Annotated in this window: 22 protein-coding genes and 1 tRNA gene; 19 read left to right on the forward strand and 4 right to left on the reverse strand. The window is 74.2% G+C overall.

Annotated elements, in window-relative coordinates; all coding sequences use genetic code 11:
• The first annotated feature begins 45 nt into the window (after positions 1-45).
• The 4 genes from CR165_RS14195 (at position 46) to CR165_RS14210 (ending at position 3,154) form a co-directional block, all read left to right on the forward strand.
• Positions 46-1,125, forward strand: a complete 1,080-nt coding sequence (locus CR165_RS14195) for a ligase-associated DNA damage response exonuclease (protein ID WP_109517661.1) — start codon at positions 46-48, stop codon at positions 1,123-1,125.
• The gene (locus tag CR165_RS14200) at positions 1,122-2,729 is read left to right on the forward strand and encodes a cisplatin damage response ATP-dependent DNA ligase (protein WP_181378169.1); all 1,608 of its coding nucleotides are present in this window, start codon (positions 1,122-1,124) and stop codon (positions 2,727-2,729) included. The genes CR165_RS14195 and CR165_RS14200 overlap by 4 nt, the downstream gene beginning before the upstream one ends.
• A gap of 84 nt (positions 2,730-2,813) precedes the next feature.
• Positions 2,814-2,987 carry a DUF1328 domain-containing protein gene (locus CR165_RS14205; protein ID WP_109517662.1) on the forward strand — a complete coding sequence of 58 codons (174 nt, stop codon included), beginning with the start codon at positions 2,814-2,816 and terminating at the stop codon, positions 2,985-2,987.
• Positions 2,988-3,078: 91 nt separating this feature from the next.
• A tRNA-His gene (locus CR165_RS14210) sits at positions 3,079-3,154 on the forward strand.
• Between the two features lie 122 nt (positions 3,155-3,276).
• Here the strand turns inward: CR165_RS14210 and CR165_RS14215 are convergent.
• The gene (locus CR165_RS14215; protein WP_146201909.1) at positions 3,277-3,843 is read right to left on the reverse strand and encodes a hypothetical protein; all 567 of its coding nucleotides are present in this window, start codon (positions 3,841-3,843) and stop codon (positions 3,277-3,279) included.
• A gap of 299 nt (positions 3,844-4,142) precedes the next feature.
• On the opposite strand from CR165_RS14215, the gene CR165_RS14220 reads away from it, so the two are divergent.
• Positions 4,143-4,949 (forward strand): aspartate dehydrogenase, encoded by an 807-nt coding sequence (locus CR165_RS14220; RefSeq protein ID WP_219929757.1) that lies wholly within the window; start codon positions 4,143-4,145, stop codon positions 4,947-4,949.
• Here CR165_RS14220 and CR165_RS14225 read toward each other — a convergent pair whose 3' ends face one another.
• Positions 4,950-6,134 (reverse strand): benzoate/H(+) symporter BenE family transporter, encoded by a 1,185-nt coding sequence (locus CR165_RS14225; protein ID WP_109517664.1) that lies wholly within the window; start codon positions 6,132-6,134, stop codon positions 4,950-4,952.
• A 93-nt stretch (positions 6,135-6,227) separates the two neighbouring features.
• On the opposite strand from CR165_RS14225, the gene CR165_RS14230 reads away from it, so the two are divergent.
• From CR165_RS14230 to CR165_RS14260, 8 genes are all read left to right on the forward strand, one after another.
• A complete protein-coding gene (locus tag CR165_RS14230) occupies positions 6,228-6,917 on the forward strand; it encodes a GntR family transcriptional regulator (RefSeq protein ID WP_109517665.1) in 690 nt (229 codons plus the stop codon).
• A 120-nt stretch (positions 6,918-7,037) separates the two neighbouring features.
• Positions 7,038-9,026, forward strand: a complete 1,989-nt coding sequence (locus CR165_RS14235; RefSeq protein WP_109517666.1) for a PhoX family protein — start codon at positions 7,038-7,040, stop codon at positions 9,024-9,026.
• A gap of 92 nt (positions 9,027-9,118) precedes the next feature.
• Positions 9,119-9,289 carry a hypothetical protein gene (locus CR165_RS25065; protein ID WP_181378170.1) on the forward strand — a complete coding sequence of 57 codons (171 nt, stop codon included), beginning with the start codon at positions 9,119-9,121 and terminating at the stop codon, positions 9,287-9,289.
• Entirely contained in the window at positions 9,286-10,041 is a 756-nt protein-coding gene (locus CR165_RS14240; RefSeq protein WP_109517667.1) for a hypothetical protein, read from the forward strand. Before CR165_RS25065 ends, CR165_RS14240 begins: the two co-directional genes overlap by 4 nt.
• Positions 10,038-11,123, forward strand: a complete 1,086-nt coding sequence (locus tag CR165_RS14245) for a toxic anion resistance protein (RefSeq protein ID WP_109517668.1) — start codon at positions 10,038-10,040, stop codon at positions 11,121-11,123. Before CR165_RS14240 ends, CR165_RS14245 begins: the two co-directional genes overlap by 4 nt.
• An 85-nt stretch (positions 11,124-11,208) precedes the next feature.
• Entirely contained in the window at positions 11,209-12,267 is a 1,059-nt protein-coding gene (locus tag CR165_RS14250; RefSeq protein WP_109517669.1) for an alcohol dehydrogenase, read from the forward strand.
• 90 nt (positions 12,268-12,357) lie between these two features.
• Positions 12,358-13,782, forward strand: coding sequence for a cytochrome P450 (locus CR165_RS14255; RefSeq protein WP_245906423.1), 1,425 nt, complete (start codon positions 12,358-12,360; stop codon positions 13,780-13,782).
• A complete protein-coding gene (locus CR165_RS14260) occupies positions 13,775-14,632 on the forward strand; it encodes a lysophospholipid acyltransferase family protein (RefSeq protein WP_109517670.1) in 858 nt (285 codons plus the stop codon). The genes CR165_RS14255 and CR165_RS14260 overlap by 8 nt, the downstream gene beginning before the upstream one ends.
• A 9-nt stretch (positions 14,633-14,641) precedes the next feature.
• On the opposite strand, the gene CR165_RS14265 is transcribed toward CR165_RS14260, so the two are convergent.
• Both CR165_RS14265 and CR165_RS14270 read right to left on the reverse strand, forming a co-directional pair.
• Positions 14,642-15,454 (reverse strand): MBL fold metallo-hydrolase, encoded by an 813-nt coding sequence (locus CR165_RS14265; RefSeq protein ID WP_109517671.1) that lies wholly within the window; start codon positions 15,452-15,454, stop codon positions 14,642-14,644.
• Between the two features lie 26 nt (positions 15,455-15,480).
• Complete coding sequence (locus CR165_RS14270) at positions 15,481-16,743, reverse strand: amidase (RefSeq protein ID WP_109517753.1); 1,263 nt, start codon at positions 16,741-16,743, stop codon at positions 15,481-15,483.
• Positions 16,744-16,945: 202 nt separating this feature from the next.
• Between CR165_RS14270 and aqpZ the strand changes: the two genes are divergently transcribed.
• From aqpZ to CR165_RS14295, 6 genes are all read left to right on the forward strand, one after another.
• Complete coding sequence (gene aqpZ / locus CR165_RS14275; protein WP_109517754.1) at positions 16,946-17,692, forward strand: aquaporin Z; 747 nt, start codon at positions 16,946-16,948, stop codon at positions 17,690-17,692.
• 195 nt (positions 17,693-17,887) lie between these two features.
• Complete coding sequence (locus tag CR165_RS14280) at positions 17,888-18,424, forward strand: hypothetical protein (RefSeq protein WP_109517672.1); 537 nt, start codon at positions 17,888-17,890, stop codon at positions 18,422-18,424.
• 67 nt (positions 18,425-18,491) lie between these two features.
• Positions 18,492-18,821 carry a hypothetical protein gene (locus CR165_RS24545; protein WP_146201910.1) on the forward strand — a complete coding sequence of 110 codons (330 nt, stop codon included), beginning with the start codon at positions 18,492-18,494 and terminating at the stop codon, positions 18,819-18,821.
• A gap of 7 nt (positions 18,822-18,828) precedes the next feature.
• Positions 18,829-20,100, forward strand: a complete 1,272-nt coding sequence (locus CR165_RS14285; RefSeq protein WP_281262103.1) for an MFS transporter — start codon at positions 18,829-18,831, stop codon at positions 20,098-20,100.
• Positions 20,097-21,077 carry a Gfo/Idh/MocA family protein gene (locus tag CR165_RS14290; protein ID WP_109517673.1) on the forward strand — a complete coding sequence of 327 codons (981 nt, stop codon included), beginning with the start codon at positions 20,097-20,099 and terminating at the stop codon, positions 21,075-21,077. The genes CR165_RS14285 and CR165_RS14290 overlap by 4 nt, the downstream gene beginning before the upstream one ends.
• 131 nt (positions 21,078-21,208) lie before the next feature.
• Positions 21,209-21,559, forward strand: a complete 351-nt coding sequence (locus CR165_RS14295) for a RidA family protein (protein ID WP_109517674.1) — start codon at positions 21,209-21,211, stop codon at positions 21,557-21,559.
• Positions 21,560-21,678: the final 119 nt, after the last annotated feature.

The following is a 21,678-nucleotide window of genomic DNA, read 5'->3' on the forward strand; positions in this document are numbered from 1 at the left end:
CGCGCTCTTGTGCAGCCGGGGGGGCCGCCCAGGTGTTGCAGCAGCATGCCCCCGCCGCACCCCGACACCTGGATCCGCGTCACCCCGCAGGGCCTCTACTGCGAGCCGGGTGACTTCTTCATCGACCCGATGGCCGGCGCGCCACGCGCCATCATCAGCCACGGCCATTCCGACCACGCCCGGCCCGACCACGGCGCCGTGCTGGCCACGCCGGAGACGCTGGCCATCATGACCGCCCGCCTCGGCGAGGGGCGGGCCGGGCGCAGCCAGCAGGCCCTGGCCTATCACGCGCCCATCACGGTGGGCGGCGTGCGCGTCACGCTGGTGCCGGCCGGGCATGTGCTGGGCTCGGCGCAGGTGGTGCTGGAATGGCAGGGCAGCCGCATCGTCGTCTCGGGCGACTACAAGCGACAGCCCGACCCCACCTGCGCCCCCTTTGAGCCGGTGCCCTGCGACGTGTTCGTCACCGAGGCCACCTTCGCCCTGCCGGTGTTCCGCCACCCGCCCGCCGCGCAGGAGGTGCGCCGGCTGCTGGAGAGCGTGGCGCTGTTCCCGGAGCGGGCGCATCTCGTCGGCTGCTACGCGCTGGGCAAGTGCCAGCGGCTGATTGCGCTGCTGCGCGAGGCGGGATGGGACCGGCCGATCTACCTGCACGGCGCGCAGCAATCCATGTGCGCGCTGTATGAGCGCTTCGGCATTCCGATGGGCGAGCTGCGCCCCGTGCCGCGCCCCGAGAAGCGTGGCGCCACCGTGCTGGCCGGCGAGCTGGTGCTGGCGCCGCCCTCGGCCGAGGCCAACCCCTGGGCCCGCCGCCTGGCCGACCCGGTGACGGCGGTGGCCTCGGGCTGGATGCGGGTGCGGCAGCGCGCCAAGGCGCGCGGCGTCGAGCTGCCGCTGATCGTCAGCGACCATGTGGACTGGGACGATCTGCTGGCCAGCATCGCCGAGGTGGGCGCCCCCGAGGTCTGGGTGACGCATGGCCGGGAGGAGGCGCTGATCCACGCCCTGGCCGGGCGCGGCGTGCGCGGCCGCGCCCTGCACCTGCTGGGCCGCGAGGAGGAGGAGAGCGGCGAGGCGGCACTCGACCTGGCCAGCGCAGCCGTTGGCGCGGAGGACGCCGCATGAGCCTGCCCGCCTTCGCCGAACTGCTGGAGCGGCTGCTCTTCACCCCCGGACGCAACGCCAAGCTCGCCTTGCTGAAGCGGTGGTTCGCCACCCAGCCGGACCCGGACCGCGGCGTGGCGCTGGCCGCCATTGCCGGCGAGCTGCGCTTCTCCACCGCCAAGCCCTCCCTGGTGCGGGAGCTGGTGGCGACGCGGGTGGACCCGGTGCTGCTGGCCTGGAGCCACGACTATGTGGGTGACCTGGCCGAGACGGTGGCGCTGATCTGGCCCGAGCCGGACTCCCGCCCCAACCGCCCGCCGCCCGACCTCTCCGAAGTGGTGGAAACGCTGGAGCTGCTGCCGAAATCCGAGGTGCCGGCGCGCATGGCCGAATGGCTGGACGTGCTGGACGCCGGCGGGCGCCTCGCGCTGATCAAGCTGGTCACGGGCGGGCTGCGCGTCGGCGCCTCGGCCCGGCTGGCGCGGCAGGCGCTGGCGGACTGGTCCGGCCACCCCGTCGAGGAAGTGGAGGAGGTGTGGCACGGCGTGCCGCCGCCCTACCTGCCGTTGTTCCGCTGGCTGGAGGGGAAGGGGCCGCGCCCCGACCCGCGCGACGCGCCCGTCTTCCGCTCGCCCATGCTGGCGCAGCCGCTGGAGGCGCCGGATATCGCGGCGCTGGATCACACCGCCTTCCGCGCCGAGTGGAAATGGGACGGGGTGCGGGTGCAGGCCGCCGCCGGCCCGGGCGGGCGCCGCCTGTGGTCGCGCACCGGTGAGGACATGTCCGCCGCCTTCCCCGAGGTGGTGGAGGCGATGGACTTCCACGCCGTGGTCGATGGCGAGCTGCTGGTGATGCGCGAGGGCGGCGTGGTGGCGCCCTTCGCCGACCTGCAGCAGCGGCTGAACCGCAAGGTGGTGGGCCCGAAGCTGCTGCGCGACCACCCGACCGGGCTGCGCCTCTACGACCTGCTGTTCGAGAATGGCGAGGACCTCCGCCCGCTGCCCTACGACACGCGGCGCGAACGGCTGGAAGCCTGGTTCGCCCGCGTGAAACCCGAGCGGATGGACCTCTCGCCGCAGATCGCCTTCGCCTCGCTGGAGCAGCTCACCGGGCTGCGGGAGGGCGCCCGCGCCGCCGGCATCGAGGGGCTGATGCTCAAGCGCGGCGACGCCCCCTATGTGGCGGGCCGCCCCAAGGGGCTGTGGTGGAAGTGGAAGCGCGCGCCGCTCTCGATCGACGCGGTGCTGATGTACGCCCAGCGTGGCCATGGCAAGCGCAGCAGCACCTACAGCGACTACACCTTCGGCCTGTGGCGGCCGGACGGGCAGGGGGGCGAGGAGCTGGTGCCGGTGGGCAAGGCCTATTCCGGCTACACCGACCAGGAACTGGTCTGGCTGGACCGTTGGATTCGCAACCACACCCTCTCGCGCTTCGGCCCGGTGCGGGAGGTGGAGAAGGAGCTGGTGCTGGAGATCGTGTTCGACGCGGCGCAGCGCTCGGGGCGGCACAAATCCGGCGTGGCGCTGCGCTTCCCGCGAATCGCCCGGCTGCGCGCCGACAAGCCGGCGGCCGAGGCGGACCGGCTGGAAACCCTGATGGCGATGCTGGAGGAAGGGCGCGAATAAAGCCGCGCTCCGGCTGGAAACCGCGCTCTGACCAGGGCGTTGCGCCTGGGCAACCCGCAGCCGTGCGGGCGAGAGGAGGCCGCAATGCTGAAATGGGCGCTGATCTTCCTGGTGATCTCCATCATCGCGGGCGCGCTGGGGCTGACGGGCGTCTCGGCGGTGACGGGGCGCATCGCCAAGATCCTGTTCGCCGTGTTCCTCGCGCTGTTCGTCATCGTGCTGGTGCTGGCGTTGCTGGCGGGCGAGGCGATCTTCTGATTCACCCCGCGCGCGGCCTGTTGACGGCGGCGCCGCGCCGGATTAATTCCCCCTCCACCACGGCGCCGGATGGCGCCGCGGCGTGAGTATGGCGGCCTTAGCTCAGTTGGTAGAGCGCCACGTTGTGGTCGTGGATGTCACGGGTTCGAGTCCCGTAGGTCGCCCCACGCCTCCCTCCCCGAAGTGCCTTTTCCATCGATCCTGCGTGTGCGGTGCCACGGGCGCGCATGGCTGTGGCGCGCCTGCCGGAATGGCCGGAGGAAATGCCCTTCCCTCCGGCCTTGCCTTCTCAGGCACTCAGCCGCCGCGTCAGCAGCGTGTAGCCATCCTGCCGCTCGATCTGCGCGAGCGCGGCGGCCAGGCGCGGCAGTTCCTCCGGCGGGCAGTTGCCGGCGAGGGCGGCCGCGTCCCCCCCCAGCCGAAGCCGCCGGGCGGCGCGCAGGGCGCGTGGCTCGGCAAAGGGGTAGAGCTCGGTCCAGAGGAGCTGCATGTCCTGGCAGAAGCTGTCCACCGCCGCCTTGCCCAGCCCGGGCATCTTGCGCAGCAGGCGGCGCAGCGCGGCCACCTGGCCGCCGGCGGCCAGGCGCAAGGCATCGGGCGTGCCCTCCCAGCGTTCGGCCAGATGCGCCGCCATGGCGTGCAGGCGGCGGGACAGCGGCGCGGCATGGCCCTTGTAGCCGGCCTCGCGCAGCAGGGATTCCAGGGAGCCGGCCGGCTGCGCCCCCAGGGCGCCGGCGCTGCGCCAGCCGCGCAGGCGCAGCGCCTCCATGGCGCGCAGCGCGCTGGACGGGGCGCCGGGCGTGGTGCGCAGCATGGCGGCGCAGAGGCCCAGGAAGGCGGAACCCTCCTCTGGCATGCCCTGGGACATTTGCGGCAGGGGGCGCCCGAGATCCAGCACCAGAGGAATCACACGCTCCGGCGTACGCAACGGGGAAGCCCCCGCCTGTGTCGGCGGGGAGAGAACGGTCTGGCTCATCGAGTCATGCCCGGTTCCAGGACGGCATGGGAATGCCGGCGGTGGCGGGAAGAACAATCCCCACAATTTCGTGAGGCCGCTCTGGTGAAGGCCGCGATTTAGTCTTTCTCCCCTCTCGCGCAAGACCCCACCTACAAAATCGCCCGGATGGGGCGACGGGGTGATGAAAAGGGCACAGCATGCGGGACATGACGGTGGCGGTGGCGGGGGTGGGCGCCATCGGGCTGGAACTGGCGCGGCGCCTGGATGCGGGCGACGGGGGGCTGCGGCTGGTGGCCGTCTCGGCGCGGGACAGGGCGAAGGCTGAGGCGGCGCTGGCCGGCTTCCGCGCGCCGCCGCCGCTGCGCCCGCTGGCCGCCCTGGCGGAGGCCGACATCGTGGTGGAAGCCATGCCCGCCGCCGCGTTCGACGCGGTGGCGGAGCCGGCGGTGGCGGCAGGGCGCATCTTCGTGCCGGCCAGCGTCGGCGCGCTGCTGGCGCGTCCGGGGCTTATCCAGGCCGCGCGGGCCAGCGGCGCCCGCATCCTGGTGCCCACCGGCGCGCTGCTGGGGCTGGATGCGGTGCGCGCCGCCGCCGAGGGCCCGGTGGAGAGCGTGACGCTCGAGACGCGCAAGCCGCCCGCCGGGCTGGCCGGCGCCCCCTACCTGCGCGAGCACGGCATCCGGCTGGAGGGGCTCGAGGCCCCGACGCGCATCTTCGCCGGCAATGCGCTGGAGGCGGCGCGCGGCTTCCCCGCCAATGTGAACGTGGCCGCCGCCCTGGCGCTGGCCGGCATCGGGCCGGAGCGCACGCAGGTGGAGATCTGGGCCGACCCGACCAGCACCCGCAACACCCACACCATCCGCGTCGAGGCCGAGGCGGCACGCTTCAGCATGACGATCGAAGGCGTGCCGAGCGCGGCCAACCCGCGCACCGGGCGGCTCACGCCGCTCTCCATCCTGGCGGCGCTGCGCGGGCTGGTGGCGACGCTGAAGGTGGGAAGCTGATCAGCGGCGGCTGCGCTCCAGCAGCAGCAGAGCGCCGCCCGCCAGCAGCCCCCAGAAGGCGGCGCCGATGCCGAGCAGGGACAGGCCCGAGGCGGCGGTGACGAAGGTGAGGATGGCGGGGATGCGCTCCGCCTCCTTCGCCAGGGCGGAATGCAGCGCCCCGGCCAGGGCGCCCAGCAGCGCCAGCCCCGCCACCGCCTGGATCAGCAGCGGCGGCGAGGCGGTGATGAAGGCCACCGCGAAGCCCGCCCCCAGCCCCAGCACCACATAGGCCGCGCCGCCGGCCACGGCGGCCACCCAGCGGCGTGCCGGGTCGGGGTGCGCGTCGCGCCCGGCGCAGAGGGCGGCGGTGATGGCGGCGAGGTTGAGCGAATGCGCACCGAGGGGCGCGATCAGCGCGCTGGCGAGGCCGGTGGCGGTGAAGATCGGCCCCGGCGCCGGGCGGTAGCCATTGGCGCTCAGCACCGCCAAGCCCGGCACGTTCTGCGAGGCCATCGTCACCAGGAACAGCGGCAGCGCGATGCCGATGGCGGCGCCGGCGGTGAAGCGCGGCGCCACCCATTCCAGCCGCGGCAGGATGTCGGCCAGAGCCTCCTGCGGCAGCGGCGTGGCGAGCAGGATGACCGCCGCCGCCACCGCCACCGCGACGGGCACGGCGTAGAGCCGGGCGAAGCGCCAGGCCAGCGCCCAGGCCAGCACCACCGGCAGCGCCAGCAGCGGCATGGCGCCCACCGCCCGCACCGGCGCCAGGCAGATGTCCAGCAGCACGCCGGCCAGCATGGCGTTGGCGAGGCTGGGCGGGATGGCCGCCACGGCGCGGCCGAAGGGCTTCCACAGCCCCGCCAGCACGATCAGCAGCGCCGCCAGCAGGAAGGCGCCGACGGCGACGGGAAAGCCGCCCTCCGGCATGCCGGTGGCCACCAGCAGCGCCGCGCCGGGGGTGGACCAGGCGGTGATGATGGGCATGCGCCAGCGCCAGCTCAGCAGCGCCGCCAGCGGCCCCTGCATCACGCAGAGCGCCAGCAGGCCGGAGGCCGCCTGGGCGGGGGTGGCGCCCACCGCCGCGAAGCCCTGCAGCACCACGGCGAAGGAACTGGCGAAGCCCACCACCGCCGCCAGCACCCCCGCCACCACGGGCTGAAGAAGTCCCGCCCGGGCTGCCGCCCCCTGCCTCGTCTCGGCCATGCCCGTCGGGCCTCCCCTCGATGCCGCTGGAAAGAGGCGGGCAGGGTAGCGTAAGATTGGATCCAATCAACGGATGGATATTGGATCTTCCGCATGGCTGACCCTGCCTCGCCGCTGGACGCGCTGGCGCCGGCCCTGGAAGGGCGCTGGCGCACCGCCACCGAATTCGTCGAGGCGGTGCTGAAGGCGGCGATCCTCGATGGCAGCCTGCCCGGCGGCACCCCGCTGCGGCAGGAGGAACTGGCCGAGCGCTTCGGCGTCAGCCGCATGCCGGTGCGCGAGGCGCTGCGGCAACTGGAGGCGCAGGCGCTGGTGGACATGGTGCCGCACCGGGGCGCCGTGGTGACGGAGATCTCCGCCGCCGACGCCGCCGACACCTACGCCATCCGCCGCGCGCTGGAGCCGGCGGCGCTGCGCCTGTCCATCCCGCGCCTCACCCCGGCGCAGCTGGGCGCGGCGGAGGCGCTGATCCTGGCCATGGATTCGGAGACGGAGGCGGGGCGGATGGGGCTGCTGAACCGCCGCTTCCACATGGCGCTCTACGCCGCCGCCGGGCATCCGCGCCTGCTGGCGCTGACCGAGGCGCAACTCGCCGCCTTCGACCGCTACCTGCGCTTCCACCTCGCCGCGCATGGGCGGGAGCACCTCTCCCAGCAGGACCATCGCGCCATGCTGGCGGCCGCCCGCGCGCAGGATATTCCCGGCGCCGTGGCGGTGCTGGAGGCGCATCTGGACCGCGCGGCCGAGGCCATCGCGCGCTTCTTCGCCGCGCGCGGCGGGTGAGGGGGGCCGGCCATCATCGAAGCTTCATCGAATCGTCATCAGCGTGACGCGGCCCGTGGCTTCCTTGCCGGCCGACCGGCCCGCTCCCCTGGCGTGGCCCCATGCTCCGGGACAGACACCATGCCTGACACCCATTCGCCTGCCCATGACCGGGTGGAACTCGAGGATATCGGCAGCAACCCGCACCCCGAGGAGACGATCGGGACGCTGATCGCCCGCCGCCTGTCGCGCCGCGCGGCGTTGCGCGGGCTGCTCGGCGGCGCGGCGGCGATGAGCTTCGCCGACCAGCTGCTCGCTTCCGCCAGCCCGGCGGCGGCCCAGCCGGCGCCCGGCGCGGCGGCCGTGGCCGGTCCCTCCAGCCTCACCTTCCCGGAGATCGCGCACCAGCTGACGCCGCGCGACGCGGTGGCCGAGGGCTACGAGATCCAGACCGTGATCCGCTGGGGCGACCCGGTGCTGCCCGACGCGCCGGCCTTCGACGCGCAGCGCCAGAGCGCCGCGGCGCAGGCGGCGCAGTTCGGCTACAACAACGACTACGTCGACTTCTTCCCGCTGCCGCGCGGCAGCCGCAACGCCACGCATGGCCTGCTGGCGGTGAACCACGAATACACCGACCCGCAGCTGATGTTCCCCGGCCTGCCCGAGGAAGGCCCCGCCAAGGCCAATCCCTCCCGCGAGCAGGCGCTGACCGAGATGGCGGCGCACGGCATGTCGGTGGTGGAGATCCGGCGCGAGAACGGGCGCTGGGCGCCCGTGCAGGCGGGCCGGCTGAACCGCCGCATCACCGCCGAGACGCCGATGCGCATCAGCGGCCCCGCCGCCGGCCACCCGCGCATGCGGACCAGCGTCGACCCCAGCGGGCGGGAGGTGCTCGGCACGCTGAACAACTGCGCCGGCGGCAACACGCCCTGGGGCACGGTCATCACCTGCGAGGAGAACTTCAACCAGTATTTCGGCGGTGCCGCCGCCACCACGGGCGACCAGGCCGCCGCCTACAAGCGCTACGGCATCGTCGAGAAGGCCGGCTATGGCTGGGGCCAGCACGTGGCGCGCTTCGACCTCGCCCAGGAGCCGAACGAGCCGAACCGCTTCGGCTGGGTGGTGGAGTTCGACCCCTACGACCCGCAGAGCGTGCCGGTGAAGCGCACCGCCCTCGGCCGCTTCAAGCATGAGGGCTGCACCCACGCCATCTCCGCCGATGGCCGCGTGGTGTTCTACTCGGGCGACGACGAGCGCTTCGACTACATCTACAAGTTCGTCACCGCCCGCCCCTGGAACCCCAACGACGCGGCGGCCAACCGCGACCTGCTGGACGAGGGCACGCTCTACGTGGCGCGCCTGCACGATGACGGCCGCATGGAGTGGCTGCCGCTGGTGCACGGCCAGGGCCCGCTGACCGAGGCCAACGGCTTCGCCAGCCAGGGCGACGTGCTGATCGAGACCCGCCGCGCCGCCGACCTGCTGAAGGCGACGCCGATGGACCGCCCCGAGGATGTGCAGGCCAACCCGGTGAACGGGCGCGTCTACGCCATGCTCACCAACAACACCCGCCGCAAGCCGGAGCAGGTGGACAAGGCCAACCCGCGCCCGACCAACGCGCATGGCCATGTCATCGAGATGATCCCGCCCGGCGCCGGCACGGAGAAGGTGGACCACGCCGCGACGGAAGGCCGCTGGGAGATCTTCCTGATCGCCGGCCGCCCCGGCGTCGATGCCGGGGCGCAGTACCACCAGGGCACCAGCGCCGAGGGCTGGCTCTCCTGCCCGGACAACTGCACCTTCGACAGCAAGGGCCGCATCTGGATCTCGACCGACGGCGCCCCCGGCACCTCGAAGGTGGCGGATGGCCTCTACGCCGCCGACACCGCCGGCCCCGGCCGCGGCCTGACCCGCCTGTTCTACCAGGCGCCGACCGGCGCCGAGGTGTGCGGCCCCTGCTTCACACCGGATGACGAGACGGTGTTCCTGGCCATCCAGCACCCGGGCGACGACAAGGGCAGCCACTTCGCCGAGCCCTCCACCCGCTGGCCGGATTTCGACGCCGCGACGCCGCCGCGCCCGTCCATCATCGCCATCACCCGCAAGGGTGGCGGCGTGGTCGGCGCCTGAGGCTGGCACCTGAGCAAAAAGCGGGGCGGCGGCATGACGCCGCCCCGCTCGCGCTGCTTGATTGCGCGGCTCGCCAGGGCAATCTGAGCGGCATGACACCCGCATCCCCCCTCCGGCCCGGCCCCGCCCCCGCGCAGGACCGGCTGGCCCTGACCGGGCGCGACGCGCTGCGCCGCGCCGGCGGTTTCGCGCTGCTCGGCTGCTCGCTGTGGCTGGTGGCGGTGCTGGCCTTCTTCCGCTCGGTCATCGGGCTGTTCTCGTGAGCGGCCGTCTCCCGCCCTGGCGCGCGCGACTGGAGCGCAGCGACGGCATCGCCCATCTCGGCCAGCAGCTGCGCCGGCTGCGCGGCACGGTGCTGGTGCTGCTGGCCCTGCCGCTGGCACCCACGCTGCTGATCGCGCTGCTCTCCGGCGCGCAGCGGCCGCTGCTCGGCGTGCTGCTCGGCATGGGCCTGCTCTGGCTGGCCATCCGCCGGCTGCGGCGCGGCCGGGTGCGGCAGGCCTCGGCGCTGGCGGGCGTCGCCACCGGGCTGGTGGCCGGCCTCGCCGGCGCGGTGCCGCCGCTCGGCGCGGTGGTGTTCGGCGCCATGGCCTTCTTCGGCATGCGCCTGCTGTATGAGGACAGCGTCCCGCCCGAGCCGGAGCCCGTGCCGCCGCCGGCGCCCGGCCCGCTGGATGCGGTGCGGGTGCGTCTGGCCACCTTGACCGGCGCCGATCCCCGCCTCGCTCCCGCGCTGGAGGGGCTGCGCGCCCTGGCCGCAGAACTGGAGCGCCGCCCCGAGCACACCGGCGAGGCGCGCCGCTTCCTCAACCTGCAGCTCGACGGGCTGGAGCGAATCGACCGCAGCCTGGCGCAGGGCGCGGCGCCGCCGCCCGGCCTGCCGCTGCTGATCGGCGACATGGCGCGCGGCAGCCTGTCCTTGCGCGACCGGCTGCGCGCCGAGGAGACCGAGGCGCTGGAGATCCAGGTGAAGGTGCTGGCCGACCGCCTGCGCCAGGAGGGCTACGCATCATGAGCGGCACGACGACCGAGACCCGCGAGAACCAGGCCGAGCGCCCGGTGGCGCCGCAGCGCGTGGCGGCGCTGGCCGCCGAGATCGACCTGCGCGATCCCTCCACCATCCTGCGCTTCGGCGCGGAGGCGCAGAACCGCGCCACGGCGGCGGCGGACGCCATGCTGGGCGCCGCCCGCAACCAGGCGACGGGCGAGGCGGGGGAGGCGCTCTCCGGCCTGCTCGCCACGCTGCGCGGCTTCGACGTGACCCAGGCCGGCGAGAAGCCCGGCCTGCTCGGCCGGCTGTTCAACCGCGGCCGGGCGGAGGCCACCGCCATCATCCAGCGCTACGAGGGCGTGCGCGGCCAGATCGAGGCGGCGGGCGACCGGCTGGATGGCCACCGCACCCGGCTGCTCGAGGATGTGGAGCGGCTGGAGCGGCTCTACGGCGCCACGCTGGAATGGTTCCACGCGCTGGCCGAGCACATCGCAGCCGGCGAGGCGGTGCTGGCCCGCACCGATGCCGAGATCATCCCCGCCGCCGAGCGCGAGGCGAACGACGCCGCCCAGCCGCTGGCGCCGCAGCGCCTGCGCGACCTGCGCGCGGCGCGCGACGAGCTGGACCGCCGCGTGCACGACCTGCGCCTGACCCGGCAGGTGGCCATGCAGTCGCTGCCTGGCATGCGGCTGATCCAGGAGAACGACAAGGCGCTGGCCGCCAAGATCCATTCCGTGCTGGCCAACACCGTGCCGCTCTGGCGCACCCAGCTGGCGCAGGCGCTGGCCATCCGCAACATGCGCGAGGCCAGCGGCGCCGTGCGCGCCGCCACCGACCTGACCAACCGCCTGCTCACCGCCAATGCCGAGACGCTGCGCCAGGGCAATGCCGAGGCGCGCATCGAGCTGGAGCGCGGGGTGTTCGACCTCGACGCCGTGCAGCGGGCCAATGCCGCGCTGGTGGCGACGCTGGAGGACAGCCTGCGCATCGCCGAGGAGGGCCGCGCCGCCCGCCGGCACGCGACGGTGGAGCTGGCCAAGGCGGAGGCCGAGATCCGCCGCGCGCTGACCGCGCGGGGCCCGGGCGGCGCCGCGCCGGGGCGCTGAACGCGGGCTTGTTCAGCCGGGGCCTTGACCGGCCCGCCGCCAGGGTTTCCCATTCCCCCGTCCAAGAATTGTGGGAGTGAACCCGATGCGTGGCTGGGCCGTGGTGAAGTGCGGTGAACCGCTGGAGGACATGGAGTTCCCGACGCCGGAGCCGACCGGCGAGGAAGTGCTGCTGGAGGTGACGCATAGCGGCGTCTGCCATTCCGACCTGCACATCTGGGAGGGCGGCTACGACCTCGGCAGCCGCGGGCGCCTGTCGCTGACCGACCGGGGCGTGGTGCTGCCGCTGATCATGGGCCACGAGATCGTCGGCCGCGTGGTCAAGCTCGGGCCGGAGGCCAAGGGCGTGAAGGTGGGGGACACCCGCATCGTCTTCCCCTGGCTCGGCTGCGGCAAGTGCGAGCGCTGCCAGGCGGGCGAGGACAATATGTGCCAGGTGGCGGCGCGCAGCCTCGGCGTCTACCAGAATGGCGGCTATGCCAGCCATGTGGTGGCGCGCAGCCCGCGCCACCTCGTCGCCTTCGACGGGCTCGACCCCTCGGTCGCCGCCACCTACGCCTGCTCCGGCATCACGGTCTATTCCGCCATCCGCAAGGTGATGCCGATGCCGGCCGAGAAGGCCATCGTCGTCGTCGGCGCCGGCGGGCTCGGGCTGAACGCGGTGGAGGTGCTGAAGGCGCTCGGCCACAAGAACATCGTGGTGGTCGACATCTCGGAGGAGAAGCTGGAGGGCGCGCGCAAGGCCGGCGCCACCGCCACCGTGCAGGCGGGCGGCGACGACACGACGAAGCGCCTCGTCGAGGCGGCCGGCGGCCCGGTGGATGCGGTGATCGACCTGGTGAACGGCACCGCCACCGCCCGCTTCGCCTTCGACGCGCTGGCCAAGGGCGGCAAGCTGATCCAGGTCGGGCTGTTCGGCGGCGAACTGAACCTGCCGCTGCCGCTGATGGCCACCCGCGCGCTGACCGTGCGCGGCAGCTATGTCGGCAACCCGCAGGAGCTGCGCGAGGTGGTGGAGCTGGCGCAGCAGGGCAAGCTCTCGCCCCTGCCGGTCAGCACCGAGCCGCGCTCGGCGGTGAACAGCGTGCTGAACCGCCTGAAGGACGGCAAGGTGCATGGCCGCGTGGTGCTGACCGCCGCCTGAGGCGGCCCCGGCGCCATGCGCCGGGCGGGGCTGCGTGACCAGCCCCGCCCGGTTGCGCTATGCTGCGGCACCGAAACCTGGGCGTGCCGCATGACCCTCTCCCACGCCGAGCCGGCCGGTCTTTCCCCTCTCGCGGGGGAGGAGGCGCCGGCCTTCGTGCCGCCCTATCCGCCACGGCCGCGCCGGCTGCCGCCGCTGCGCGAGCTGCTGCGCTCGCTGCGCCGCTCCTTCCTCGATTTCTGGCCGCAGTCCTGCTTCGAGCGGGAGATCCTGCGCCGCCGCGTGCTGATGCGCGACATCATCATCTGCAACAGCCCGGCCACCGTGCAGGAGGCCTTCGTCGACCAGGCCCCCGCCTTCGAGCGGAAGTCGCCGCAGATGCGCCACGCGCTGCGCCCGCTGCTGGGCGACGGGCTGTTCATCAGCGACGGCGCGCTGTGGAAGGAGCGCCGCCGGGTGGTGGCGCCGGTGACGCATGTCTCGCGCCTCGCCGCCCTGACGCCCCCCATCACCGAGGCCGCCGCCGAGCGGGCGGAGGCCTGGGCGCGGCGCGACCCGGCCGAGCCGGTCGACATGCTGGCCGAGATGGGCCACCTGACGGCCGAGATCATCTGCCGCACCATCTTCGGCCGGCAGCTCGGCGGTGGTGCCGCGGCCACCGTGGTCAGCGCCTTCGCCGAATACCAGCGCGCCGTCGGGCAGACCGACCTGATCTCGCTGCTCGGCCTGCCGGACTGGATGCCGCGTTGGCAGCCCCGCCGCGCCCGCCGCGCCGGGCAGCGCATCCAGGCGGTGCTGGACGGGCTGATCGGGCATGTCCTCTCCGGCCGCGCCGGGGACGAGGCCAGCCTGATCCGCTCGATGGCCGAGGGCATCAACCCCGCCACCGGCCGGCCGATGGAGCGCGAGGCCTTCCGCAACGAGGCCGCCGTGCTGTTCATGGCCGGGCACGAGACCACGGCCAACACCCTGGCCTGGGCCTGGTACCTGCTCAGCCAGTCGCCGTCCGTGCTGGCCCGCGTGCAGGCGGAGGCCGACGCGCTGCCCGGCCCCGCCCGCTACGCCGACATGGAGCGCCTGCGCTACACCCGCGCCGTGGTGGAGGAGACGCTGCGCCTCTACCCGCCCGTGCCGCTGCTGGCGCGGGAGGCGGTGGCGGCGGGCGAGATCGGCGGCCAGCCGGTGCGCAAGGGTTCGCTCGTCATCGCCGTGCCCTGGCTGCTGCACCGGCACCGCAAGCTGTGGCACGAGCCGGACGCCTTCCGCCCCGAGCGCTTCCTGCCCGGGGGGGAGGCCGCCAGCAAGCCGCGCTACACCTGGATTCCCTTCGCCATCGGGCCGCGCGTCTGCACCGGCGCGGCCTTCGGCCTCACCGAGGCGGTGCTGTGCCTGGCGACGCTGGCGCGCGGCGTGACGCCGCGTCTGGTGCCCGGCACGGTGGTCTATCCGGTCTGCCGGCTGACGCTGCGTCCGGGCGAGACGCTGCCCATGCACCTGCTGCCCCGCCATGTCTGAGCCCGCCCTCAAGGTGCGTCTGGACGGCGCCAAGGATCGCGCCCTGCACGGCCTCATGCGGATGCTGCCGGTGCCGCTCTGCTCGGCGATGGGGGCGGGTCTGGCGCGCTTCGCCATCCCGCTGCGGCACAAGGGGAAGCTCGCCCGCACCGAGGCCGCGCTCGCCGCGCTGCGGCCGGAGCTTGGCCCCGATGCGCGCCGCGCCCTGGCGCTGGACAATCTCGGCCAGGTGGCGCGCTGCCTGGCCGAGTTCTCGGCACTCAGCCGCCTGTGGGCGGAGGGGCGCATCCTGGTGGAGGGGGCGGAGAACCTGCCGCCGGGGCGGGTGATCGTGGGCGGGCTGCACCTGGGGAACTGGGAGGTGATCGGCGCCGCGCTGTGCGGGATGGGGCGTGGGCTCGACGCCATCTACCAGCCGCCCGCCAGCCCGGCGAAGCACGCCATCGCCGTGCGGGCCCGCACCGATTACGGGGCGCGGCTGATCCCGCCCAGCACCAGCGCGGCGCGTGAGGCGCTGCGGCGGGTGCAGGCGGGGCGCGCGCCCTTCCTGATCTATCTCGACGAGTACAAGGGCGGCCGGGTGAACGCCCCCGCCCTGGGCCGACTCCTACCCACCGGCGGCAACATCGCCACCGCCCTGCGGCTGGCGGCGAAGACTGGCGCGGCCCTGGTGCCGGCCTATGCGCTGCGCGAGCCGGGGCCGCGCTTCCGGCTGCGCTTCCTGCCGCCCGTGCCGGTCAGCGGCGCGCTGGAGGCCGACATCGCCGCGCTGGAGGCGGTGATCGACCCCATCGTGCGGGCCCATCTGGAGCAGTGGTTCATGCTGCATGTGTTCCGGCCCGACCGGTAGGGGCCGGCGCTACATCCGGCCGTCCAGCAGCTCCACGTACCGGGCGGCCGAGCGGGCGACGATCCCCGGCCCGTCGCGCAGCACCTCCTGCCCGGCGAAGGCGCCGTAGATGCGCTCGTAGCGCCAGGGCGCCAGGGTGGCGGCGATGCGCCGCACCGCATCGGCGGGCAGCGGCAGCATGTTCGGGTAGCTCCACTGGAACGACACCCGCCGCGCCCCGGGGGTGACCTGGACGATGTCGCCCGCGAGCAGGGCGCCGGCGCCCTCGGCGGCCTGCGCCCAGTGCAGCACGGTGCCGCCCGGGAAGTGGCCGCCGGCGCGGATCAGCGTCGCTCCCGGCGCCAGCTCCAGCGTCTCTCCTTCCCACAGGCGCAGGGCGGGGGAGGGGCGCATGATCCAGTCCCGGTCCGCCGCGTGCAGGTGCAGGGTGGCGCCGAAGGCGGCCGCCCAGTCCTGCATCGTGGTGTAGTAGTGCGGGTGCGAGATGGCGATGGCGCGGATCCCGCCCAGCCCATGCACCAGCGCCTCCGTCGCCGCGTCGAGCAGCGCGATGCAGTCCCACAGGATGTTGCCGTGCGGCGTGACCAGCAGGAAGGCGCGCTGGTTGATGGCGAAGGCCGGCACCGTCTGCACGCTGAACAGGCCGGGCTCGTGGCGGCGCCAGGCGTTGCGGTGGCCCTGCGCCAGCGCCTCCCGCCCCGTCCAGGCCTGGCCGGTGGCGGGGACGTATTGCCGCTCGTCCTGGCAGATGGGGCAGGCATCGGGTGGCGCGGCGGCCTCCGGGTAGGCGGTGCCGCAGGCCGTGCACAGGAACACCGTCATCGCGCTTCCTCCTGTTCCGGGCCGCCTCAGGCGCCGATCACCCGTTCCACCCAGCCGGCCCAGCCGAGCAGCGCGGCATCGGCGCCGAAGGGAGCCACGAGCTGCACGCCGAGCGGCATGCCGGCGGCGCCGGTGCCGGCGGGCAGGCTGATGCAGGGGCCGTGCAGCGCCGTCCACAGCGCGTTGCAGGCCGGGTCGCCGGTCGCCTCCAGCCCCAGCGGCGCCTCGGAGGGCGCGGAAGCGGTGAGCAGGATGTCGTACTCCGCCATCAGGTCGCGGAAGGCGGCGCGGGCGGTGGCGAAGGCGGCGCGCCCGTCGATCAGGGCGGTGGCGGGCAGGCTCTCGGCCCAGTCCAGCCGCTCGGTCAGCACGGGGGAGATGAGGGCGCGCGCCGCGTTGCGCTCCCAGGCCAGGGCGTGCGCCGTCTCGGCGTTCATCACCACCGGGTGGGCCTCCACCGCCGCCCGCAGCGGCGCGGTGAGCGGGACCGGCGTCACCCGCGCCCCGGCGCGGGCGCAGGCGGCGGCCACCGCCTCGATGCGGGCGCGGCTGTCCTCGGTCAGCAGCGATTCGCCGGGGCCGAAGCAGAGGGCGATGCGCGGCGCCGCCTCGGGCCTGGCGGAGAAGTCCAGCCCCGTCAGCGCGCCGGCGAACAGCGCGCAATCGGCCGCGCCGCGGCCGAACACGCCGATCGTGTCCAGGCTCTCGCTCATCACCTTCATGCCGGCGCGGTGGATCAGCCCGTAGCTCGGCTTGAAGCCGGCGATGCCGCAATAGGCGGCGGGGCGCAGCACGGAGCCCGCCGTCTGCGTGCCGAAGGCCAGCGGGAAGAAGCCCGCCGCCACCCCCGCCGCCGAGCCCTGGCTGGAGCCGCCCGGGGTGCGCGCCGGGTCGTGCGGGTTGGTGGTGGGGCCGGGGTGGCGCGTCGCGAACTCGGTGGTGACGGTCTTGCCCTGGATGACGCCGCCGGCGCGCCGCGCCAGCGCCACGGCGGCGGCATCGGCGCGCGGCCGGTGCCCGGCCCAGATGGGCGAGCCGTACTGCGAGGGCAGGTCGGCGGTGTCGAGCACGTCCTTCACGCCCACCGGCAGGCCGTGCAGCGGGCCGGGCAGCGCCGCCGCCGCGGCCTGCCGCACCCGCGCGGGCTCCAGCGAGACGAAGGCGCGCACCGTGCCGTCCCGCGCCGCGGCGCGCTCCAGGCAGGCCTCGGCCAGGGTGGCGGGGGAGAGGCTGCCGGCAGCGATGCGCGCGGCGGCCTCGGTGGCGGAGAGATCGGCGGGATGGGTCATGGCGCCGATGCTAGGCAAAAGCCGGGCCAGGTCCACCCGGCACATCTGTTTCGCTCTCGGCTTGTTCAACCGGGGGCATGCCGTTGCGTCATCATAACTGTAAGAAAATGTCAGGATGCTGGCTAAGCTGAAGGGGCCGTGGCGGTGCCGCTGGCAAAGCCGGTCCACGGTCGCATCCGGTCAGGGAGCCAAGGGGATGGACATGAGCAGGCGCATGGCGGCCGAGTTCCTCGGCACCGCCTGGCTGACCTTCGGCGGCTGCGGCAGCGCCGTGCTGGCGGCCGCCTATCCCGGCCTCGGCATCGGCTTCACGGGTGTCGCCCTGGCCTTCGGGCTGAGCGTGCTCTGCATGGCCTATGCGGTCGGCCCCATTTCGGGTGGGCACTTCAACCCGGCCGTCACGCTCGGCCTGTGGGTGGGTGGGCGCGTGCCCTCCGCCACGCTGCTGCCCTACATGGCGGCGCAGGTGGCGGGCGCGGTCGCGGCGGCGGCCCTGCTCTACCTCATCGCCAGCGGCAAGCCCGGCTTCGAGCCGGGCGGCTTCGCCGCCAATGGCTACGGCGCGCTCAGCCCGGGCCAGTACACGCTGCTGGCCTGCCTGCTGATGGAGGTGGTGGCCACCGCCGTCTTCCTGGTGGTCATCATGGGCGCCACGGCGCCGAAGGCACCGGGCGGCTTCGCGCCGATCGCCATCGGGCTGGCGCTGACGCTGATCCACCTGCTGTCCATCCCCGTCACCAACACCTCGGTGAACCCGGCGCGCAGCACCGGGCCGGCGCTGTTCGCGGGCGGGGATTATATCTTCCAGCTCTGGCTGTTCTGGCTGGCGCCGATGGCGGGCGCGGTTCTGGGCGGCTGGCTGGCGCGCAGCCTGGGGCAGGATGCGGCCTCGGGCGAGAAGCCGCAGATCGCCACCACCCCCTCCGGCCCCACCGCGCCCGCGCACTGACCACGATCGCCGAGCCCGCCCACTGGCCGGGACCGCCCCGGCCAGACCTCCCCAAGGGTGGGGGAATGCCCGGATGCCGTGCCTGCGCTGGCATCCGGGCGCCCGGCCTCCGGCTGCTGCGCGGTGCGTCCTCCCCTCCCGCCGGCCCTCCTGCCGGCCCTGGCGCCGCGCCCTCCGCGTCCCCATTCTGAAGCGATGCCCCGTTCCGCCCGAGAGGGCGCCATCCACGTCGCTGTCGCGGCGGATGGCGCGCTGCACTACGCCATCCCCGGCTCGCCCGAGACCCTGCCGCCCGTCGCCCCCCGCGCCCTCAGCCTGGCCTGGGACGCGGCGCGCGCCGCCGCCGCCGCCGAGGCCTGGGGGCCGCACCGCACCCTGGCCTTCGAGGGCGGCGCCGTGATGGCGCTGGCCGATGCCGATGCCGCCTGCTGGGCGGAGGCGGTGGATCGCGCCGTGGGGCTCGGCACCCTGCCGGGGCTGGCGCTCTGCCTGCGGCTGCTGGCGCTGGTCGAGCTGCTCGGCCGGGCGGCCTGGGCGCGCGGCCTGTTCGCCATCGCCGCCGACGGGATCGAGCTGCACCCGGCGCTGCTGGCCGCCGCCGCCGCCGCGCCGCTGGATGGCGGGGCCCGGTTCGACGAAACCGGCATGAAGCGTCTATTGTCCAACCGCATCGCCGGCGCGGCGGGGGCAGGGGCGGAGACGGGAGTCGCGGGGCAGGGCGCCACGCGCTGATCCGCCCGCCCGGCCTCCGGCGCGCGGCCCTCGCCCGATCCTCTGCCTGACACCGCCGGAGCGCGCCATGAAACGCCTGATCCTTCCCCTGATGCTGCTGACGGGTGCCTGCGCCGCGCCGCCGCCGGCCACGCCCGAGCAGCGCCAGCGGGACGCCACCAGCGCCGCCTGCCGCGACCAGGTCGAGCGGCAGATGCGCTTCCGCGAGCGTGGCCAGACCATGCGGGTGGACGAGGCCGAGTCGCGGCTGGGCAGCGGCGCCTACATGGGCAACCCGCTGGAGCGCTCGCAGCTCGGCGCCCGCTTCGAGCGGGACCGGCTGCTCGACGAATGCATGCGCGGCGCCCAGGACCAGCCTGGCCCGGCCTCACCCACGGGGGGCGGGCGGGGCTCCTGAGCTGCCGCTGTTCCGGTCGCCCTTCGGCGCGCTGGGACGCGCGCTGGCGACCCGAAACGCCCGCATCTTCTTCGGCGCCAGCCTGGCCGCCTGGACCGGGCTCTGGATGCACCGCATCGCCGTCGCCTGGCTGGCCTGGGAGCTGACGGGAAGCGCCCTCTGGGTCGGTCTCGTCGCCTTCTGCGACCTGGCGCCGGCGGCCGTCATCAGCCCCATTGCCGGCGCGGTGGCGGACCGGGTAGACCGGCTGCGCCTCGCCACCATCTCGCAGGCCGCCATCGGGCTGGCGGCGGCGGCGGTGGCCGCGCTGGTCGCCACCGGCGCCATGCGCATCGAGTACCTGCTGCTGCTGGAGCTGTTCAGCGGCACCGCCGCCAGCTTCGCCCAGCCGGCGCGGCAGACGCTGATGGCCGGCATCGTCGGCCGCGCCGACCTGCCGGCGGCGGTGGCCTGCAACAGCCTCATCTTCAACGTGGCGCGCTTCATCGGGCCGGCGCTGGCCGGGCCGGTCATCGCCGGCTTCGGCGTGGCGCCGGCCATCGCCTGCAACGCGGTGGCCTATCTCAGCGCCGTCGTCACCATGCCGATGCTGCGGGTGGACCCGGCGCACCGGCACGGCCACCCCGCCACCGCCAGCCTGTTCGCCGAGGTGCGGGAGGGCTGGGGCTATGTGGCGCGCCACCCCGGGCTCGGGCCGCTGCTGCTGTATGCCGCCTCGCTCGGCGTGCTGCTGCGCGCGGTGCAGGAGCTGCTGCCGCCCTTCGTCGAGCGCAATTTCGGGCGTGGCGCCGAATCGCTGGCGCTGATCACCGCCTGCTTCGGCATCGGCGCGCTGGTGGCGGGGCTGTGGCTGGCGGCGCGCGGGCGCACCAATGGCGCCACCCGCATCGCCATCCTCGCCGGGCTGGCCCAGGCGGTGGCGACGGCGGGCTTCGTCGCGACGGGCTGGTTCCCCTTCGGCCTGCTCTGCGCGGCGTTGATCGGTGCCACCGCCTCGCTGCACGGCATCTCGGTGCAGCAGCTCGCCCAGACGGCGGCGGACCCGGCCATGCGCGGCCGGGTGCTGGCGCTGTGGGGCATGATCACCCGTGCCTGCCCGGCGCTCGGGGCGCTGCTGCTCGGCGCGGCGGGGGAGGCGTTCGGCCTGCGCTGGCCCACGCTGGTGGGCGTCGTGCTCGGGCTGCTGGTCTTTGCCTGGGGCTGGACGCGCTACCGGGATATCGAGGCGGCGCTGGAAGGCCCGCCCCCGGACGAAACCCTCGAAGGAGAGAAGCGATGAGCCTGCAAGCCGCGATCGTCGGCATGGGACGCTGGGGCCGCACCCTGGTGGAGAGCGTGCAGGGCCGCAACGAGGCGGGCCTCCGCTTCGTCGCCGGCAGCACCGGCACGCCGGAGAAGGCGCGCGACTGGGCCGCCGCCCAGGGGCTGCGCCTGCACGACAGCTTTGAGGCCGTGCTGGCCGACCCGGCGGTGCAGGCGGTGGTGCTGGCCACGCCCCACAAGCTGCACGCCGAGCAGGTGATCGCCGCCGCGCGGGCGGGCAAGCCTGTGTTTGTCGAGAAGCCCTTCACGCTGAGCAAGGCCAGCGCCGAGGCGGCGGTGGCGGCCTGCCGCGAGGCGGGCGTGGTGCTGGCGCTCGGCCACAACCGCCGCTTCCTGCCGGCGGTGGCGGAGCTGAAGGCGATGCTCTCCGATGGCCGCATCGGCACGCTGCTGCATGTGGAGGGGCATTTCAGCGGCCCCGGCGCCGCCGCCTACAAGGCCGGCATGTGGCGCGCCGACCGCAGCGAGAGCCCGCTCGGCGGCATGGGCGGCATGGGCATCCACATGATCGACATGATGGTGAACCTGGCCGGCCCCATCGGCGAGGTGTCCGTGCACAGCACCGCCCGCGTGCTGGAGAACGGGCTCGACGACACCACCGCCATGCTCTGCCGCTTCGCCAGCGGCGCCACCGGCACCTTCGCCACCCTGGCCTATGCGCCGCGCTGCTGGCGCGTGGCCCTCTACGGCAGCGAGGGCTGGGCGGAGCTGACCGACCACGAGCACCTCGTCTATCGCCCGCGCGAGGGGGAGGGCTTCACCCGCGACTTCCCGAAGGTGGACATCGAGCGCGCCGAACTGGAGGCCTTCGCCGCCGCCGTGGCGGGCGGCCCGGCCTATCCGCTGCCGCTGGAGCAGGCGGTGCACGGCGTGTCGGTGTTCGAGACAATGATCGTGGCCGCGGCCTCGGGGGGCGCGCACGCGGTGCCCTGAGCGGAGGGCTCGATGGGCGGGCGGCACCTGCCTTGCGGGCCGTCCATGTGCGGCCTAGAAGCGCCGGGCCCCATGCCGCCGGCCGGATTCGCCCGGCCCGGCGGCTTCACAGCAGGGAGTGCGAAGATCCGATGAGCAAGATCACCCGCCACGACGTCAACCCGGTCCTCTCCGGCGCCGTCGAGTATCATGGCTTCGTCTTCCTGGCCGGCATGACCGCCGACGACCTGTCGCAGGACGTGGTCGGCCAGACCAAGCAGGTGCTGGCCAAGATCGACGCCGCGCTGGAAGGCCACGGCACCGACAAGACCCGGCTGCTGCAGGCCCAGATCTGGCTGAAGGACATTCGCGACCGCGACGCGATGAACAAGCTCTGGACGGCCTGGCTGCCGGAAGGCGGCGCCCCGGTGCGCGCCTGCGTGCAGGCCAACATGGCCGACCCGCGCCACCTGGTTGAGATCATGGTCACCGCCTGCCGCTGAGCCAAAGCGGGCCCGGAATTCCGGGCGTCCGGAAAGAAATTGGCGCCGGGGATGCAACTTCCCGGCGCCTTTCTTGTTTTTGAAACATATGCTTAGCGGAATCCCTGCTGCGGCAGGGC

This window comes from Teichococcus aestuarii, assembly GCF_003116135.1.
GTDB lineage: Bacteria > Pseudomonadota > Alphaproteobacteria > Acetobacterales > Acetobacteraceae > Pseudoroseomonas > Pseudoroseomonas aestuarii.

Bases quoted from the DNA above. Each gene is read 5' to 3' on its own strand.
- CR165_RS14195 (WP_109517661.1), top strand. From the start codon at position 46: ATGCCCCCGCCGCACCCCGACACCTGGATCCGCGTCACCCCGCAGGGC.
- CR165_RS14200 (WP_181378169.1), top strand. From the start codon at position 1,122: ATGAGCCTGCCCGCCTTCGCCGAACTGCTGGAGCGGCTGCTCTTCACC.
- CR165_RS14205 (WP_109517662.1), top strand. From the start codon at position 2,814: ATGCTGAAATGGGCGCTGATCTTCCTGGTGATCTCCATCATCGCGGGC.
- CR165_RS14215 (WP_146201909.1), bottom strand. From the start codon at position 3,843: ATGCCAGAGGAGGGTTCCGCCTTCCTGGGCCTCTGCGCCGCCATGCTG.
- CR165_RS14220 (WP_219929757.1), top strand. From the start codon at position 4,143: ATGCGGGACATGACGGTGGCGGTGGCGGGGGTGGGCGCCATCGGGCTG.
- CR165_RS14225 (WP_109517664.1), bottom strand. From the start codon at position 6,134: ATGGCCGAGACGAGGCAGGGGGCGGCAGCCCGGGCGGGACTTCTTCAG.
- CR165_RS14230 (WP_109517665.1), top strand. From the start codon at position 6,228: ATGGCTGACCCTGCCTCGCCGCTGGACGCGCTGGCGCCGGCCCTGGAA.
- CR165_RS14235 (WP_109517666.1), top strand. From the start codon at position 7,038: ATGCCTGACACCCATTCGCCTGCCCATGACCGGGTGGAACTCGAGGAT.
- CR165_RS25065 (WP_181378170.1), top strand. From the start codon at position 9,119: ATGACACCCGCATCCCCCCTCCGGCCCGGCCCCGCCCCCGCGCAGGAC.
- CR165_RS14245 (WP_109517668.1), top strand. From the start codon at position 10,038: ATGAGCGGCACGACGACCGAGACCCGCGAGAACCAGGCCGAGCGCCCG.
- CR165_RS14250 (WP_109517669.1), top strand. From the start codon at position 11,209: ATGCGTGGCTGGGCCGTGGTGAAGTGCGGTGAACCGCTGGAGGACATG.
- CR165_RS14255 (WP_245906423.1), top strand. From the start codon at position 12,358: ATGACCCTCTCCCACGCCGAGCCGGCCGGTCTTTCCCCTCTCGCGGGG.
- CR165_RS14260 (WP_109517670.1), top strand. From the start codon at position 13,775: ATGTCTGAGCCCGCCCTCAAGGTGCGTCTGGACGGCGCCAAGGATCGC.
- CR165_RS14265 (WP_109517671.1), bottom strand. From the start codon at position 15,454: ATGACGGTGTTCCTGTGCACGGCCTGCGGCACCGCCTACCCGGAGGCC.
- CR165_RS14270 (WP_109517753.1), bottom strand. From the start codon at position 16,743: ATGACCCATCCCGCCGATCTCTCCGCCACCGAGGCCGCCGCGCGCATC.
- aqpZ (WP_109517754.1), top strand. From the start codon at position 16,946: ATGAGCAGGCGCATGGCGGCCGAGTTCCTCGGCACCGCCTGGCTGACC.
- CR165_RS14280 (WP_109517672.1), top strand. From the start codon at position 17,888: ATGCCCCGTTCCGCCCGAGAGGGCGCCATCCACGTCGCTGTCGCGGCG.
- CR165_RS24545 (WP_146201910.1), top strand. From the start codon at position 18,492: ATGAAACGCCTGATCCTTCCCCTGATGCTGCTGACGGGTGCCTGCGCC.
- CR165_RS14290 (WP_109517673.1), top strand. From the start codon at position 20,097: ATGAGCCTGCAAGCCGCGATCGTCGGCATGGGACGCTGGGGCCGCACC.
- CR165_RS14295 (WP_109517674.1), top strand. From the start codon at position 21,209: ATGAGCAAGATCACCCGCCACGACGTCAACCCGGTCCTCTCCGGCGCC.